The organism is Actinomycetospora chlora, assembly GCF_039542135.1.
Taxonomy (GTDB): domain Bacteria; phylum Actinomycetota; class Actinomycetes; order Mycobacteriales; family Pseudonocardiaceae; genus Actinomycetospora; species Actinomycetospora chlora.
Window position 1 is genome coordinate 57,920 of record NZ_BAABHO010000015.1, and the last position, 16,095, is coordinate 74,014.

The following is a 16,095-nucleotide window of genomic DNA, read 5'->3' on the forward strand; positions in this document are numbered from 1 at the left end:
ATTCGTGAGTTCTCCTGGGTATTCGCTGCGGCAGCTCGCGTACTTCGTCGCGGTCGCCGAGGCCGGGACGCTGGCGGGCGCGTCGGCGACGCTGCACGTCTCGGCCTCGGCGCTCTCGCTGGCGCTCGACGAGCTCGAGCGGGCCCTCGACGTCCAGCTGACGGTCCGGCGCCGCGCCCACGGCATCCGTCTGACCCCGGCCGGCCAGGACACGCTGCGGCGGGCGCGGCGGCTGCTGCGCGACGCGGGCGAGCTCGCCGACGCGGCCGGCGGGGAGGCCGGCGACGTCGCCGGCACCGTGCGCGTCGGCTGCTACACGACGCTCGCGCCCGGCCTGCTGCCCGCGACGCTGGGGCGCTTTGCCGTCCGGCACCCGCGGGCGCGCGTCGAGTTCGTCGAGGGCCCGCAGGACGGGCTCCAGCGCGGGCTGCTCGAGGGTGAGCTCGACGTCGGCGTCCTCTACGACCACCGGCTGGACCCCGCGCTCGAGCTCACCGGGCTGTCGTCCAACACGCCCTACCTGGTGCTGCCGGGCGGGCACCGCCTCGCGCACGGGGCGCCGGTGCACCTCGCGGAGCTGGCCGAGGAGCCGATGGTGCTGCTCGACCTGCCGCCCAGCTCGGAGCACGCGCTCGGGGTCTGCCTGGCCGCCGGGCTGTCGCCGCGGGTGCGCCACCGCACCGCCAACCCCGACACCGCGCGGGCGCTCGTCGGGGCCGGGCTCGGATTCTCGGTGCTGGCGCAGCCCGTACCGGGTACGCGGACCCATGCGGGCGACGAGGTGGTCGCCGTGCCGATCGCCGACGATCCGGCTCCCCTGCCGATCGTGCTGGCATGGTCGGGACAGGTGGCGCCCACCGCCACCGCGCGGGCCTTCGCGGCGGCGGCCGCGGGAGACGACGAGGGCGGGAGGAGCCACCGGTGACGGAGGACGTGCAGGAGGACGGCTACGTCGCGGCACACCTGCGGGACGACCTGGACGAGGAGCCGCCACCCTGGCCGCCCCACGAGATCGTCCCCGGCCTGTGGCAGTCGGGCAGCCCCGAGCCCGGGGAGCACTGGGACGCCGTGTTCGACCTGCACGGGAGCGCGCCGCCGCTGGAGGACGTCGAGTTCTACGTGCACTGGCTCATCGAGGACGGCCCGGCGCCGTCGTTCACGACGCTGCGCAGCCTCGCCGACCTCGTGTCGGACCTGCGCGCCGACGGCAAGCGCGTGCTCATCCACTGCGCGGCCGGGATCAACCGCTCCGGCCTGCTGTCGGCCGCGTCGCTGATCCGCGACGGCCACGACCCCGACGAGGCGATCGAGCTGGTCCGTCACGCCCGCACGGGCGCGCTCAACAACCCGAACTTCGTGGATCTCCTGCACGACCCGCGGTGGTCGGCGCGCTCCGGGGACTGAGCGCGTCGAGCTCCTCGAACAGGCCGAGGAGCTCGCCGACGTCGGTCGGGCCCAGGCGCTGCTGGGACCCGATCAGCACCGCGAGGGCCAGGTCGGCCAGGCGGCCGGCGCGGTCGGGCTCCACCTCCGCGGCGGCGAGCGCGTCGGCGACCACCCGCCGGCGCTGCTCGTCGACGCGCTCCTGTACCGCGGCCACGCGCGGGTCGCCGTGGGCCCAGGCGCGGATGGCCGTCTCGGCCTCGTGCGGGAAGGTCAGCGCCAGGTGCTTGAGCACGTCGAGACGGCCCTCGGGGTCGGGCTCGCGGGCGGCGAGCTCGGCCAGCCGGCGGGTGTCGACGGTCTCCCAGTGCTCGAGCAGCGCGTCGACGAAGGCGTCCCAGCCACCGAAGTGGTGGTAGAAGGATCCGCTGGTCACGCCGACGTCCCGGCACAGCGTCGCCAGCCGCAGCCCCGACCGCCCGTCGCGCGCGAGCAGTGCCATCGCCGCGGTGAAGTAGCCCTCGCGGTTGGTCACCGTCACGTCGCCACCCCCGGTGGCGAACGTAGCACCGGCTATGTTCGCTCCCGGCCGCTGGGAACGGTGTCCGCGAACGTCCGGTGCGGCAGGTCGATGCCGTCGGAGTAGTGGTGCGTCGCCGCCCGCAGCCAGAGGGCCTGGCGCTCGTCGGCGTCGGGCTCGGGGAAGCGCTCGCAGACACGGGCGCGTCCCGCGACGACCTCCTCGCACGGCCCCCAGATCTCGGCGTACTCGTAGGCGCCGGCCGCCGTGACGGCCCGGGCGAGCACGGCCGCGTCGTCATGGGTCTCGCTCCAGCCCAGACTGCGCCAGCCCTCGACGTCGGGGCGGTTGCCGGGCGGGTCGGACCACCCGCGGACCTCCCACGCCAGCTCCGCGTGCTCGTGACGACGACGATCGGACAGCGGACGCTCGCTCACGGCGATCACGCTCCTCGCACCTGCTCGGCGACGGAGGCGGCCCGATCGTGGGTGAACGGGTCGTCACTGCCCGGCATACACCGGCCGATCACCCGCGTCGAGCCGACGAAACCGGTCCTTCCGCCCGCCACGGGATGCGGCGGGCGGCGGCGCGGACGATCGTGATCCGGCCGTGATCCCCGGCGACCTCAGACCTGCCGGAAGCGCTCCTCGAGCGCCCGCACCTCGTCGATGCCGACGAGGGAGGTGATCTCCTCGAAGCTCGGCAGGCGGTCGAGCCGGCCCTCCGGGGTGCCGTGGGCCTTCAGGTGCTCGAGGTGCTCGCGCACCCCCGCGGTGGCGGCCAACAGCGCGCCGATGGGGAAGAGCACGAGCGCGTACCCGAGCTCGCGCAGGCGCTCGACGCCGACCGGCGGGGTCCGGCCGCCCTCGGCCCAGTTAAACACCAGCGTGTGGTCGGCGAGCTCGGTCGCGACCTGCTCGACCTCCTCGTCGCTGGTCGGGGCCTCGACGAAGAGCACATCCGCGCCCGCGTCGGCGTACCGGCGCGCCCGCTCGATCGCCGCGTCGATCCCCTCGACGGCCCGCGCGTCGGTGCGGGCGATGATCACGAAGTCGGGATCGGTGCGCGCGGCCACCGCGGCGCGGACCTTGGCCTCCATGTCCTCGGCGGGCACGACCACCTTGCCCGCGAGGTGCCCGCACTTCTTCGGGCTGACCTGGTCCTCCAGGTGGATCGCGGCCACCCCGGCCTGCTCGTACTCGCGCACCGTGCGGATGACGTTGATCGGGTTGCCGTAGCCGGTGTCGGCGTCGGCGATCACCGGCCGGTCGACGGCCTGGACGATCCGCCGGGCGTTGTCGACCATCTCGGCCTGGCCGAGCAACCCCACGTCCGGGCGCCCGAGCAGCGAGGCCGTGGTGCCGAAGCCGGTCATGTAGACGACCTCGAAGCCCGCGTCCTCCACCAGCCGCGCGGTCAGCGCGTCGTAGGCCCCGGGCGCGGCGACCGCCCGCCGCTGGGCCAGCGCGGCCCGCAGCTCGTCGCGCCGCGGGTTGTCCCGGACCAGCAGATCGGCCACGTCCGCCCCTCTCGATCGTCGACGGCGACCGCCATTGCATACACCACGGGGCATCTGCGCCGCCAACCCTTGACGGGCCTCGTAGTTTGCATGCAATCCGTGGAACCAGCCGGGGAGAGCCGACATGACGCGAGCGACCGAGCGCGCCGTCGTCGGCCTGCGCGAGGCCATCCTGGGCGGGGAGTTCGCCGGCGGCACGCGCCTGGGCGAGGTCGAGCTCGCGGAGCGGCTCGGCGTCAGCCGCACCCCGGTGCGCGAGGCCCTGTCGCGGCTGGCCGTCGAGGGCCTGGTCGACCTGAGCCCCCACCGCGGCGCCCGGGTCGCGACGTGGACCGCGGCGGATCTCGACGCCGTCTTCGAGGTCCGCCTCGCCCTGGAGCCGCGGGCGACCGCGCGGGCCGCGACCCGCGCGGGACCCGACGACCTCGCCGAGCTCGACCGGCTCGCCCACGCCATGGACCGGGCCGGACGCCCGGGCCCCGCGCAGGACCTCGACGAGCTCGTCGAGCAGAACCGCGACTTCCACGCCCGGCTCGTCACCGTCTCCGACCAGGCGGCGCTCGCGACCGCCCTGGCGGGCGTCGTCCACACGCCCGTGGTCCTGCGCAACTTCCACGCCTACGACGCGGACTCCCTGGCCCGCAGCCTGGCCCACCACCACGAGGTGGTCGCGGCGCTGCGGGCCCGCGACCCGGACTGGGCGGCGTCCGTCATGCGCTCGCACATCGGCAACGCCCGGGCGGCACTGCTCGGGCCCCGACCCCTCGAGGAGGCCCGGTGACCTATCGGTTGGGCGTGGACGTGGGCGGCACGTTCACCGACGTGCTGCTGGTCGACGAGGACGACGGCCGCACCTGGCGCGCGAAGACGCCGTCGGTGCCGGCCGACCAGTCGGTCGGGGTGCTGACCGGCATCCGGAAGGTCTGCGACGAGGCCGGCATCGCCCTGCGCGACGTCGGCCAGGTCCTGCACGGCACGACGGTGGCCACCAACGCCATCCTCGAGGGCAAGGGCGCGCGGGTCGGGCTCGTCACCACGACGGGCTTCCGGCAGGTGCTGCAGATCGCGCGCTCCTACGTCCCCGGCGGGCTGGCCGGGTGGATCATCTGGCCGAAGCCCGAGCCCCTGGCCGCGCTGGAGAACACCGTCGAGGCCGACGAGCGCATCGCCAGCGACGGCAGCCTCGTGCGGCCCCTCGACGAGGACGGCGTGCGGGCGCGTCTGCGCGAGCTCGCCGGGCACGGCATCGAGGCGCTGTGCGTCTCGCTGATCAACTCGTTCGCCGACCCCGCGCACGAGCGCCGCATCCGCGAGATCGCCGGCGAGGAGCTGCCCGGGGTCCCGGTGTCGCTGTCCAGCGACGTGCTGCCCGAGCTGCGCGAGTACGAGCGCGCGGTGACGACGGTGGCCAACGGCTACGTGCAGCCGCAGGTCGCCCGCTACGTCACCCGCCTGTCCGAGCAGCTCGGCGAGGCCGGCGTGGCCGGCGACCTCGCGATCCTGCGCAGCGACGGCGGGCTCGCCGGCTCCGCGGCGGCCGCGGCGAACCCGGTGACGATGCTGCTGTCCGGCCCGGCCGGCGGCGTGACCGGCGCGGTGTGGGTGGCCGAGCAGTGCGGCCTGTCCGACCTCATCACCTTCGACATGGGCGGCACCTCCACCGACGTCGCGCTCGTGCAGGGCCTGTCGCCGCGGATCGGACGCGAGACCCAGGTCGGCGACCTCACCGTCCGCGCCTCCTCGATCGACGTCAGCACCGTCGGCGCCGGCGGCGGCTCGGTGGCCCACGTGCCCGAGCTGACGAAGGCGCTGCGGGTCGGGCCGCAGTCGGCGGGCGCCGACCCCGGGCCGGCCTGCTACGGCCGCGGGGGCACCGAGCCCACCGTCACCGACGCGAACGTCGTGCTCGGCTACCTGCCCTCGAGCCTCGCCGGCGGCGAGGTCACCCTGGACCGCGAGGCCTCGCGGGCCGCCGTCGCGCGGATCGCCGAGGGCATGGGGCTCGACGACGTCGAGACCGCCGCCGCGGGCATCGTCGACATCGTCAACGAGAACATGCTCGGCGGCCTGCGCCTGGCCACCGTGCAGCAGGGCTTCGACCCCCGCGACTTCGCGCTCGTCGCCTTCGGCGGCGCCGGGCCGCTGCACGCCAACGCGCTGGGCCGACTGACCGGGGCCTGGCCCGTGGTCGTCCCGCCCTCCCCCGGCGTGCTCTGCGCGCTCGGGGACGCGACGACGTCGCTGCGCAGCGAGGCGGCCCGCACGTGCCTGCGGCGGTTCGCCGACATGGACGCCGGCGAGCTCGCGACGATCCTCGCCGACCTCGCCGAGGAGGCCGGCCGGCGCCTCGAGGAGCAGGGCGTCGCCGCCGCCGACCGGCGCACGACCTACCAGGTCGACGTCCGCTACTTCGGCCAGGGCTTCGAGATCGCGGTGGACGTGGACCCGAGCTGGCTGGGTGACGAGGGAGACGCAGCGGAGCGGAGCTCGACCCGGAACGTGGGCGCGCTGCAGAAGCTCGGCGAGGCCTTCGACACCGAGCACGAGCGGCTGTTCTCGTTCCTGCTCACCGTCGACCACGAGCTGGTCAACGCCCGGGCCACCGTCACCGGACCCCGCCCGGAGGTGACCGGCACCCACGTCGACGCCGGTGACGGCGACCCGTCGCGGGCGCGGGTGGACACCCACCCGGTGTACGTCGACGGCGGCTGGGTCGACGCGCACGTCTACGACCGCGGGGCGCTGCGGGCGGGCGACGTCGTCGCCGGTCCGGCCGTGGTCGTCGAGATGGACTCGACGACCCTCGTGCTGCCCGCGCACCACGCCACCGTCCACCCGAGCGGCAGCCTGCTCCTCGAGCCCGACACCCGGGAGGCCTGACCATGGCGCGCATCGTCGAGACCGCCACCGAGCCGCTCGCGTCCGTCGACGTCGACCCCGTGACGCTCGACCTCGTCGAGAACGGGCTGCGCAACGCCCGCTACGAGATGGACGAGGTGCTCTTCCGCAGCGCCCTGTCGCCGGGCATCCGCGAGCAGCACGACGAGTTCCCCCTCATCGCGGACCCGCAGGGGCGGATGGTCGTCGGCCAGTTCGGCCTGTCGATCCCCGACTTCCTCGACGGGTTCGACGGCGACATCGTCGAGGGCGACGTCCTCATGACCTCCGACCCGTACGCGTGCGGGGCGGCGATCAGCCACGCCAACGACTGGCTGGTCGTCACGCCGATCTTCACCGAGGGCCGGCTGGTGGGCTGGGCGTCGATGTTCGGGCACATGTCCGACGTCGGCGGCAAGACGCCGTGCTCGATGCCCACCGACGCCCGCACGATCTACGAGGAGGGCGTGGTCGTCCCGCCCTTCAAGCTGTACTCGGCCGGCCAGGTCAACGAGGACGCGCTGCGGATCATCCTCAACCAGGTGCGGATGCCGGACTGGAACCGCGCCGACCTCAACGGCCTCGTCGCCGCGTGCCGCACGGCGAGCCGGCGGGTGGTGGAGATGTGCCGGCGGTTCGGCACGGCGACCTACCTGGCGGCCCTGCAGTCGCTGCTCGACCGCAACCACGACGCGATGAAGGCCCTGCTCGCGGCCGTCTTCACCGACGGCGAGACGATCAGCTTCACCGACCACATCTGCGACGACGGCGTCGGCAACGGGCCCTACGAGCTGCGCATCGCGCTGACGCGGCACGGGGAGAAGGTGCACCTCGACTTCACCGGGTCCTCGCCCCAGGCCGAGGGACCGGTGAACTACTACCTCAACGAGAACCTCGCGCGGATGTTCTTCGGCATCTACATGATCACGGTGGCCGACCCGCAGATCCTGTGGAACGACGGCTTCTACCCCTTGATCGACGTGACGATCCCCGAGGGCTCGTACTGGAAGCCGCGCCCGCCCGCCGCGCTCAACGCCCGCAACCACGGCATCGGGCGGGTGTTCGACCTGTTCGGCGGGCTGCTCGGCCAGACCAACCCGGCGCTGCTCAACGCGGCGGGCTTCTCGTCGTCGCCGCACTTCATGTACTCCGGGTACTACAGCGGCGGGGAGCGCGCCGGCGAGTGGTTCCAGCTCTACTCGATCGGCTTCGGCGGCATCCCCGGCCGCCCGCTCGGCGACGGGCCCGACGGGCACTCGCTGTGGCCGTCGTTCGTCAACATCCCCTGCGAGTACCTGGAGTCGTACTACCCGCTGCGCATCGAGCGCTGCGAGACCGTCGCCGACACCGGCGGCGCCGGGGTGCACCGCGGCGGCAACGGCGTCGACGTCGCCTACCGCTTCGACGAGCCCGGCACCATCGCCATCCACGACGACCGCTGGCTCACCTACCCGTGGGGCGTCAACGGCGGCGAGCCGGGCGCGCGGGGGCGCAAGTGGATCGAACGGGCCGACGGCACCCGCGAGGTGCTGCCCTCGAAGTGCCACGACGTGCCGGTCCGTCCGGGCGACGTCCTGCACTTCGTGACGTGGGGCGGCGGCGGCTGGGGCGACCCGCTCGAGCGCGACCCCGACCTCGTCGGGCTGGAGATCCGTCGCGGTCTGGTCACCGCCGACGGCGCGCGCCGCTACGGCGTGGTGGCCGACGACGCCGGCGCGGTGGACGCGGCGGCGACCGAGGCGCTGCGCGGCGAGCTCCGGGCGGGGCGCACCGGGCCGCTGCCGGTGTTCGACATGGGTCCGCCGGTGGAGGAGCTGCTGGCGCGCTGCGAGGAGGAGACGGGCCTGCCCGCCCCGAAGCGCCCGGTGTGGACGTGACGCACGGGGACGCGTTCTCGGGGCGGGTCGGCTGCGGGTCGCGGCCGGCGGTGGTGGTCGTCGACATGGTGCGGGCGTACTTCGACGACGGCGGGCCGCTGCAGCTGCCGTCCCGCACGGCGGTCGACGCGTGCGCGTCGCTGGTCGACGCGGCGCGGGCCGGCGGGCACCCGGTCGTGTGGACCGTCGTGCGCTACGGCCCAGACGCCGGCGACGCCGGGTGGTTCGTGCACAAGGTGCCGGCGCTGCGCCACTTCGCCGAGGGCGCGCCGGGCGGGTGGGGCGACGTCGTCGCCCCGCTCGCCCCCGCGCCGGAGGAGACGGTGGTGGTCAAGCAGTACGCCTCGGCATTCTTCGCGACCTCGCTGGCCTCGACGCTGCTCGCCCGGGGCGTCGACACCGTCGTCGTCTGCGGGGTGTCCACGTCGGGCTGCGTGCGGGCCTCGGCCACCGACGCCCTGCAGCACGGCTTCCGCCCGCTGGTCGTCCGCGAGGCCTGCGCGGACCGCAGCGCCGCGCTGCACGAGAACAACCTCGTCGACCTCGACGCCAAGTACGCCGACGTCGTCGACCTCGCCGAGGCGCGCGCCCGGCTCGGCGGCCCGGACGGCGACTGCGGCGGGGCGCCGCGGCCGTCCTGAGGGCACGACCCGCCGCGGTCACTCGGCTGCGGTCAGACCGCCGTCGCGGCGCCAGACGTCGCCCTCGACGTGGTCGAGGTCGAGGTCCCGGGCCGCCTGCAGGGCCTCCGGCGAGCGGGCCACGAGCAGCGCCATCCACAGCGGGTAGTGCTCCTGCTGGCGCAGGGCGACCTCGTGCTGGGCGGCGATGAGCATCCCGGGCTTGGGCAGGCGGCACCAGCAACGCGCGTGGTCGGGCATCGGCGCGTCGGGGTGGTGCGGGCAGAGCACGACGTGGTCGAGCAGGTTGGCGACGCGCTCGCGCACGGTCCACAGCGTGCGCATCGCCGTCTGCTCGTCGGTCTCACCCAGCGCGACGCCGGACTGCTGGCTGAAGCCGATGATCCGCCCGCCGGCGCCCTTCCACAGCCGCAGGCGCTCGACGGCGTCGACGAAGACGTCGATGTCGAACGGTCCCCGGTACGGGCGGCCGAGGTCGTCGGGCGTCTTGCGCAGCACGCCCTCGACCTCGACGAACAGCATCGGCACCGCGGGCCGCGCGGGAGGGGTCATGGCCCCGCGATGCTAGTCCCGAGCCGCCGCATCGTGGTGATCTCGCCGGACTGCGCGGCGAGGAGGACCTCGGCGTAGCGGCGCAGGGTGTCGTCCCGACCCGTCGCGAGGTAGTCGCGCGCCATCGCCAGCGCGCCCTCGTGGTGGGTGATCATCGTGTCCAGCCAGAGGCGCTCGAAGTCCGGACCCCGCAGCTCCCGCAGCCGCGCGACCGTCTCCGGAGCGGCCATCCCGCTCATGGTGTGCGCGTGGACGGCCGGCAGGCCGCGCGCCAGCGCGAGGCCCTGCAGCTGGCCGATCTCCTCGACCTGGTCGCGGTCGATGCGCAGCGCGATCGCCTCGAGCCCCGGCGACGCGCCCCGCCCGCCGACCATCGCCGTGAGCTCCAGCGCCTGCTCGTGGTGCGGGACCATGCCCCCGACGAACCCGGCGTCCGCCGAGGTCGGATCCGGCACCGGCGGGGTCACGGGGGCGTCGGCGCACCCCGCGGCGGCGAGCACGACCAGCAGGACGGCGGCGAGGACCCGGAGCATCGCCCCCGATCCTCGCCGACGTCCGGCTACTGGCGCAGCGCGCGGCGCAGGAGCTTGCCCGTGACGGTCTTCGGGATCTCGTCCATGAGCTCGACCTGGCGGGGGTACTTGTACGCCGACATCCGCTCCTTGCAGAACGCGATGAGCTCGTCGGGCGTCACCTCCTGGCCCGGGCGCAGGCTCACGAACGCCTTCACCGTCTCGCCGCGGTACTCGTCGGGGACGCCGACGACGGCCGCCTCGCGGACCGCGGGGTGCTCGTAGAGCACGTCCTCGACCTCGCGGGGCCAGACCTTGTAGCCGCCCGCGTTGATCTGGTCCTTCTTGCGGTCGACGACGTAGAACCAGCCCTGGTCGTCCATGTAGCCGACGTCGCCGGTCTTGAGCTCGACCGACCCGTCGGGCGCCCGCAGCGCGTTCTCGGTCTCCTCGGGCTTGTTCCAGTAGCCGGGGACGACCTGCGGGCCGCGGGTGACGATCTCGCCGACCTCGCCGACGTCGGCGTCGCTGCCGTCGTCGCGGGCGATCCGCACGACGGTGGAGAACACCGGCACGCCGACCGACAGCGCGCCCGACGCCGAGTCCACGGGCGCGTCGCCGCCGAGGGGGACGCCGTGCGACGGCGAGTTGGTCTCGGTGAGCCCGTAGAAGTTGTGGATGTAGTGGCCGAACTGCTCCTGGAACGCCTTGACCGTCGAGGGCGGGATCGGCGCGCCGCCGGAGTAGACCTTGACCATCGACGACAGCGCGTCGCGGTCGGCGTTCGGCGCGTTCATCATCGCGATGAACACCGTGATCGACCCGATGGAGAAGGTCGGGCGGTGCTCGCGGATCGCGTCGACGACCACGCCCGGCTCGAACCGGTAGGCCAGCACGAGCGGCGCGGGCAGCAGCAGCGCGATCGCCATGTGCCCGACGACGCCGGTGATGTGGAACAGCGGGGCCACGCCGAAGATCGAGTCCTCGCGGCCGAGCTGGATCCAGTCCCGGTAGGTCTGGGCGTTGAACACGATGTTGCGATGGGTGTTCATCGCGCCCTTGGGTGGGCCGGTGGTGCCCGACGTGTAGCCCAGGAAGGCGACGTCGTCGCCGTCGAGCTCGACGGGCTCGGGCGTGCGGTCTCCGACCGACTCCAGCACCTCGGTGAGGTCCTCGGTGCCCTCGTGGCGGGTGCGCTCGACGCCCTTGAAGAGGCGCTCGTCGTGGCGCGTCTGGAACTCGAGCGGCGAGGTCGTCCACGCGATCCGCAGCGACGGGATCGTCGGCACGACCTCGGCCGCGACCTGCCCGAACAGGTCCTCCTCGGCGAGGATCGCCGTCGCCTCGCAGTCGGTGAGCAGCGTCGTCAGCTCGCGGACGCGGCTCATCGGGTTGATCGAGACGACGATGCCGCCGGCCTTCCAGGTGCCGATCACGGCGATGAGCACCTGGGGGATGTTCTGCAGGTAGGTGGCGAGCCGGTGGCCCTTCTCGAAGCCCCGGTCGACCAGCGCGACGGCGAACTGGTCCGAGAGCCGGTCGAGCTCGCGCATCGTCAACGTGCCGTCGAAGTACTTGACGATGATGCCGTCCGGGTCGCGCTCGAGCGCCGCGCGGAACATGTGCAGCGCGCTCGGGAACTCGACCTCGAGGTCCGCCGGGTAGTCCTCGCGGTAGCGCGCCAGCCACGGGCGGTCGTCATAGGTGCCCATCAGCGGATCACCACCGGGTTCACGGGCGCGCCGGTGGCCTCGTGGATCTTCAGCGGCGCGGCGGTGTAGAGGAAGTCCCAGCGGCCGTCGGCCGCGCAGGCGTCGGCGAGGTCGTCGAGCCAGATGATCTCCGCCAGGCTGACGCCGAGGTTGCGCAGCAGCGAGGCGTGCAGCGGCAGGAGCACGCCGCTCTCGGGGTCGGCGGTGACCTCGTTGGCGATGGTGTCGGTGACGAGGTTCGGGATCTCCTTGTCCTGGAACCACTCGACCAGCTCGCGGGAGTACGTCAGGCCGGGCTCCACGAAGCCCTCGTAGAACTCGTCGGCCGGCGTCGCGTAGAAGTACTTCAGGAAGCCGGTGCGCACCAGCAGGATGTCGCGGTTCTCGATCGACGTCCCCTGGGCCGCCGCGGCCTCCTCGAGGTCGCGGTGGGTGAACGTCTCGCCCTTGTCCAGCCACTCCTTGCCGCGGTGGCGGGCCATGTCGATGAGCACCCCGTGCCCGGCGATGCCGCGCGTGGCGATGGGCAGCACCGACGCCCAGCTCATGCCGCCGCCGTTGGTGGTGTCGGCCGAGCGCCCGTTCCAGAGCGTGTCGTCGTACCAGGCGTGGCCGAGCGCGTCGTACTGCGACGAGCCCTGCAGGAAGATCTCCGCCTTGTCGTCGCTGGCGCGCAGGCCGCCCGGGAAGCTCGGGCCGTTGCCCGACTCGAACAGCTCCTGGTCCCAGACCATCTCGCGCTTGATGCCCTCGCGGCCGGGGAAGACCGGGTCGCCGTGCGGGTGGCCCATCGGGCACTGCAGCGTGAGGACCTGGCCGTCGCGCACGCTCCCCACACCGCGCAGGACCTGGTTCGCGTCGAGGTAGTTCAGCGACCCGACCTCGTCGTCGTCACCCCACTTCCCCCAGTTCTGCGGCGGGTTGTCGCCCAGCAGTTCCCGCATGGACGGGGCGTCGGCCATGAGCTCCTCCTCGAGATCACGTTGACGATCACCGTGACGTGGCCCACGGTGCCCCGTCGACCACGCAGCGACAAGTGCTGGCCCTCGCGGACGGCGACGCCCATCACAACGTTCGCTACGGTTGCTCCATGCGGCCGATGGTCGAGGAGCTCGCGGAGATCGAGTGGTTCCGCCGCCTCGCGCCCGGCCACCTCGCCGCGCTCGCCCGCTCCTGCCGGGTGGAGACGCTCGCGCGCGACGCCGCGCTCTACCGCTCGGGCGGCGCACCGGACGCCTTCTTCGTGCTGCTCGCCGGGCGGGTGGGCGCCTGGCGCGGAGAGCCGAGCGATCCCGAGTCGATGCTCTACTTCGTCACCGACGTGCGGCACGAGAGCCTGTGCCTGGAGAACGTCGTGGCCGACATCCCCTACTTCGCCACGATGCGCGCCCTGCTCGACGGCACCCGGGTGCTCCGCGTGCCGCGCAGCGCCCTGCCCGGGATGCTCGACGCCGATCGTGACCTCGGCATCGCCATCGCCCGCCACATCGCCGAGCGCCTGCAGGCCTTCACCGAGCAGATGACCGATCTCGGGTCGCTGCCCGTGACCCGCCGGGTGGCCAAGTTCCTGCTCGCCTGCCAGCGCCCGGACGCCGACCTCATCGTCGTGACGCTGCGCCAGGCGGAGGTCGCGAGCCGGCTCGGGGCCGCCCGCCAGTCGGTCAACCAGGCCCTGGCCACGCTCGCGGCGCGCGGCATCATCCAGCCCGTCGGCCGCGGGGTCTACCACCTGCTCGACCGGCCGGCGCTGGTCGCGCTGGCCCGCGGCGGCGCCGCGCCCGGCCCTGGCCGCCCGGCGCGCGGCGTGGTCGGATCCGCCCGTGCCCGCGACGCATGAGGTCACCAACCAGGTCCCCGATCTCGTCGGCCACGACGTGGCCGCGGATCCCCCACTGCTCGAGTCCCTGGAGCGCGAGGGGGCCGGCTGGGCCCGGGACGAGCTGCACGAGGTCGGGCGCCGGGCCGGCTCCGCGGAAGCGCAGGAGTGGGCCGACGCCGCGCACCGCCACGAGCCCCGCCTGCGCACGCACGACCGCGTCGGCCACCGCGTCGACGAGGTCGACTACGACCCGGGCTACCACGCGCTGCTGACCGAGGCCGTCGGGCGCGGGTTCGCGGGCGCCCCCTGGGCGGACGACCGGCCCGGCGCCCACGTCGCCCGCGCCGCGGGCTTCCTGACCTGGTCGCAGCTCGAGGCGGGGCACGGCTGCCCGGTCTCGATGACCTACGCCGTGCTGCCCGCGCTGCGCGCGGCGCCGGAGCTGCTCGCGGCGTACGGCCCGGGCCTGACGAGCCGGGTGTACGAGCCCGGCCTGCGCGTACCGACCGAGAAGCGCGGCCTGCTCGCCGGCATGGGCATGACCGAGAAGCAGGGCGGGTCGGACGTCCGGGCCAACACGACGGTCGCCCGGCCCGACGGCGAGACCTACCGGCTGACCGGGCACAAGTGGTTCACCAGCGCGCCGATGTGCGACCTGTTCCTGGTGCTCGCGCAGGCCCCGGACGGGCTGACGTGCTTCCTGGTGCCGCGCGTGCTGCCCGACGGCACCCGCAACACGTTCCGCATCCAGCGGCTCAAGGACAAGCTCGGCAACCGTTCCAACGCGTCCTCGGAGCCCGAGTTCGACGAGACCGTCGCCTGGCGCGTCGGCGACGAGGGCCGCGGGGTCCGCACGATCATCGAGATGGTCGCCTGCACCCGCCTGGACAACGCGCTGGGCTCGGCGGCCGGGATGCGGGCGGCGGTGTCGCGGGCGGCGCACCACGTCCGGCACCGGGCCGCGTTCGGTCGCACGCTGTACGACCAGCCGCTGATGCGGGAGGTGCTGGCCGACCTGGCGTGCGAGTCCGAGGCGGCGGTGACGCTGGCGATGCGGCTGGCGGGGGCGCAGGACCGGTCCGCGCGGGATCCCCACGACGCCGCGTTCCGCCGGATCGGCGTGACCCTGGGCAAGTACTGGATCTGCAAGCGCCAGACGGCCGTCGTCGGCGAGGCGCTGGAGTGCCTGGGCGGCAACGGCTACGTCGAGGAGTCCGGGATGCCGCGGCTGTTCCGCGAGTCGCCGCTGAACTCGATCTGGGAGGGCTCGGGCAACGTCAACGCGCTGGACCTGCTGCGGATCCTCGCGCGGGAGCCGGCGTCGCTGGAGGCCTGGCGGGCAGAGGTGTCGGGCGTCGACGATCGGATCGACGCCGGCCGCAAGGAGGTCGAGGCCGAGCTCGCGCACGCCGACGAGCGCTCCGCGCGCCGGCTCACCGAGCGGATGGCCGTGCTGCTCTCGGGGGCGCTGCTCGTGCGGCACGCGCCGGCGGCGGTGGCCGACGCGTACGTCGCGTCACGGGTCGACGGCGGGGGCGGCCACGCGTTCGGGACCCTGCCGCGGGGCACGGACGTCGACGCCGTCCTCGACCGGCTCCCGGTGACCTGATGGACCTCCTTCCGGGTGTGCGGGCCGCCGAGGTCCAGGGCCGCGTCCGCACCCACTACCTCGAGTCCGGGCCGGCCGACGGCGAGCCCGTGGTGTTCGTCCACGGCAACCTCTCGACCGGCCGTTTCTTCGAGCACCTCATGCCCGGCGCCCCCGAGCGCTGGCGGATCCTCGCCCCGGACATGCGCGGGTTCGGGCGTACCGAGCCGGCCCCGATCGACGGCACCCGCGGGCTCGGCGACTGGGCCGACGACCTCGTCGGCTTCCTCGACGCCCTCGGGATCGACCGCCCGCCCCACCTCGTCGGGTGGTCCACGGCCGGTGCGGCGATCGCCCTGGTCGCCCGGGCGCGTCCGGTGGCGTCGCTGACGTTCCTCGACCCGGTCTCGCCGTACGGGTTCGGCGGGGTGTTCCGCGACGGCCGCCCGTGCTTCCCGGACTTCGCGGGCTCGGGCGCGGGCGTCGCCAACCCGGAGTTCGTGCAGCGACTGCGCGACGGCGACCGCTCCGAGGACAGCCCGCTCTCGCCGCGCACGGTCATGAACGCGACCTACTGGCGCGCGGGGCACCGTGAGCCGCCGGCACGCGAGGACCTGCTCGTCGACGAGATCCTGCTGACGCAGATCACCGACGACGGCTACCCCGGCGACGCCGCGCCCTCGGAGCACTGGCCGGGCGCCGCGCCGGGCACGCGGGGACTGCTCAACGCCCTGTCGCCCAAGTACTGCGACTGGTCCTGGCTGCCCACCCTGCGCGACAGGCCGCCGGTGCTGTGGACCCACGGCGGGCAGGACGTCGTCGTGGCCGACGGCTCGGCGCTCGAGCTCGGCACGCTCGGCGCCGGCGGGGTCGTGCCCGGCTGGCCGGGCGCGGACGTCTTCCCGCCCCAGCCGATGGTCAGCCAGATCCGCGACGTCCTCGAGGCGTACCGCGCGGCCCGGGGGCGCGTCGAGATCGAGCCCTTCCCGGACTCCGGCCACGGCCCGCACGTCGACGCCGCGGACCGGTGGGCCGCGACGTACTGGGCGTTCCTGGAGTCGTTGCGTTAGCGGAACGAGGTTCCGTATCGTAGGC

Annotated in this window: 16 protein-coding genes; 9 read left to right on the top strand and 7 right to left on the bottom strand. The window is 74.1% G+C overall.

The window, feature by feature from the left end:
* Positions 1-4 precede the first annotated feature (4 nt).
* Positions 5-925 (top strand): LysR family transcriptional regulator, encoded by a 921-nt coding sequence (locus ABD994_RS11560; protein WP_345414297.1) that lies wholly within the window; start codon positions 5-7, stop codon positions 923-925.
* The gene (locus ABD994_RS11565) at positions 922-1,404 is read left to right on the top strand and encodes a protein-tyrosine phosphatase family protein (RefSeq protein WP_345414299.1); all 483 of its coding nucleotides are present in this window, start codon (positions 922-924) and stop codon (positions 1,402-1,404) included. Before ABD994_RS11560 ends, ABD994_RS11565 begins: the two co-directional genes overlap by 4 nt.
* On the opposite strand, the gene ABD994_RS11570 is transcribed toward ABD994_RS11565, so the two are convergent.
* The 3 genes from ABD994_RS11570 to ABD994_RS11580 all read right to left on the bottom strand — a co-directional run bounded on the left by ABD994_RS11570 (position 1,340) and on the right by ABD994_RS11580 (position 3,422).
* Positions 1,340-1,924 (bottom strand): TetR/AcrR family transcriptional regulator, encoded by a 585-nt coding sequence (locus tag ABD994_RS11570; protein WP_345414301.1) that lies wholly within the window; start codon positions 1,922-1,924, stop codon positions 1,340-1,342. The two genes, ABD994_RS11565 and ABD994_RS11570, sit on opposite strands and share 65 nt — an antisense overlap.
* Before the next feature lie 32 nt (positions 1,925-1,956).
* A complete protein-coding gene (locus tag ABD994_RS11575) occupies positions 1,957-2,340 on the bottom strand; it encodes a hypothetical protein (RefSeq protein WP_345414303.1) in 384 nt (127 codons plus the stop codon).
* A gap of 188 nt (positions 2,341-2,528) precedes the next feature.
* The gene (locus tag ABD994_RS11580) at positions 2,529-3,422 is read right to left on the bottom strand and encodes an isocitrate lyase/PEP mutase family protein (RefSeq protein WP_345414305.1); all 894 of its coding nucleotides are present in this window, start codon (positions 3,420-3,422) and stop codon (positions 2,529-2,531) included.
* A 124-nt stretch (positions 3,423-3,546) separates the two neighbouring features.
* On the opposite strand from ABD994_RS11580, the gene ABD994_RS11585 reads away from it, so the two are divergent.
* The 4 genes from ABD994_RS11585 to ABD994_RS11600 are packed head-to-tail and all read left to right on the top strand — an operon-like array spanning position 3,547 to position 8,817.
* The gene (locus ABD994_RS11585; protein ID WP_345414307.1) at positions 3,547-4,203 is read left to right on the top strand and encodes a GntR family transcriptional regulator; all 657 of its coding nucleotides are present in this window, start codon (positions 3,547-3,549) and stop codon (positions 4,201-4,203) included.
* Complete coding sequence (locus tag ABD994_RS11590) at positions 4,200-6,302, top strand: hydantoinase/oxoprolinase family protein (protein WP_345414309.1); 2,103 nt, start codon at positions 4,200-4,202, stop codon at positions 6,300-6,302. Before ABD994_RS11585 ends, ABD994_RS11590 begins: the two co-directional genes overlap by 4 nt.
* 2 nt (positions 6,303-6,304) lie before the next feature.
* Complete coding sequence (locus ABD994_RS11595) at positions 6,305-8,176, top strand: hydantoinase B/oxoprolinase family protein (protein WP_345414311.1); 1,872 nt, start codon at positions 6,305-6,307, stop codon at positions 8,174-8,176.
* A complete protein-coding gene (locus ABD994_RS11600) occupies positions 8,173-8,817 on the top strand; it encodes an isochorismatase family protein (protein WP_345414313.1) in 645 nt (214 codons plus the stop codon). Before ABD994_RS11595 ends, ABD994_RS11600 begins: the two co-directional genes overlap by 4 nt.
* An 18-nt stretch (positions 8,818-8,835) precedes the next feature.
* Here ABD994_RS11600 and ABD994_RS11605 read toward each other — a convergent pair whose 3' ends face one another.
* From ABD994_RS11605 to ABD994_RS11620, 4 genes are read right to left on the bottom strand one after another with little or no spacing between them, the layout of a single operon-like run.
* Positions 8,836-9,369, bottom strand: coding sequence for an HAD family hydrolase (locus ABD994_RS11605; protein WP_345414315.1), 534 nt, complete (start codon positions 9,367-9,369; stop codon positions 8,836-8,838).
* Positions 9,366-9,902, bottom strand: a complete 537-nt coding sequence (locus ABD994_RS11610; RefSeq protein ID WP_345414319.1) for a DUF305 domain-containing protein — start codon at positions 9,900-9,902, stop codon at positions 9,366-9,368. The genes ABD994_RS11605 and ABD994_RS11610 overlap by 4 nt, the downstream gene beginning before the upstream one ends.
* Before the next feature lie 26 nt (positions 9,903-9,928).
* Positions 9,929-11,593, bottom strand: coding sequence for an AMP-binding protein (locus ABD994_RS11615; RefSeq protein WP_345414321.1), 1,665 nt, complete (start codon positions 11,591-11,593; stop codon positions 9,929-9,931).
* Positions 11,593-12,555, bottom strand: a complete 963-nt coding sequence (locus tag ABD994_RS11620; protein ID WP_345414323.1) for a cyclase family protein — start codon at positions 12,553-12,555, stop codon at positions 11,593-11,595. The genes ABD994_RS11615 and ABD994_RS11620 overlap by 1 nt, the downstream gene beginning before the upstream one ends.
* Positions 12,556-12,683: 128 nt before the next feature.
* Here ABD994_RS11620 and ABD994_RS11625 point away from each other — a divergent pair, with 128 nt between their 5' ends.
* Genes ABD994_RS11625 through ABD994_RS11635 form a run of 3 tightly spaced genes read left to right on the top strand, consistent with a single transcriptional unit; the run spans position 12,684 to position 16,070 of the window.
* Positions 12,684-13,430 carry a Crp/Fnr family transcriptional regulator gene (locus ABD994_RS11625; RefSeq protein WP_345414325.1) on the top strand — a complete coding sequence of 249 codons (747 nt, stop codon included), beginning with the start codon at positions 12,684-12,686 and terminating at the stop codon, positions 13,428-13,430.
* The gene (locus ABD994_RS11630; RefSeq protein ID WP_345414327.1) at positions 13,414-15,021 is read left to right on the top strand and encodes an acyl-CoA dehydrogenase family protein; all 1,608 of its coding nucleotides are present in this window, start codon (positions 13,414-13,416) and stop codon (positions 15,019-15,021) included. Before ABD994_RS11625 ends, ABD994_RS11630 begins: the two co-directional genes overlap by 17 nt.
* Positions 15,021-16,070 carry an alpha/beta fold hydrolase gene (locus tag ABD994_RS11635; RefSeq protein ID WP_345414329.1) on the top strand — a complete coding sequence of 350 codons (1,050 nt, stop codon included), beginning with the start codon at positions 15,021-15,023 and terminating at the stop codon, positions 16,068-16,070. The genes ABD994_RS11630 and ABD994_RS11635 overlap by 1 nt, the downstream gene beginning before the upstream one ends.
* Positions 16,071-16,095: the final 25 nt, after the last annotated feature.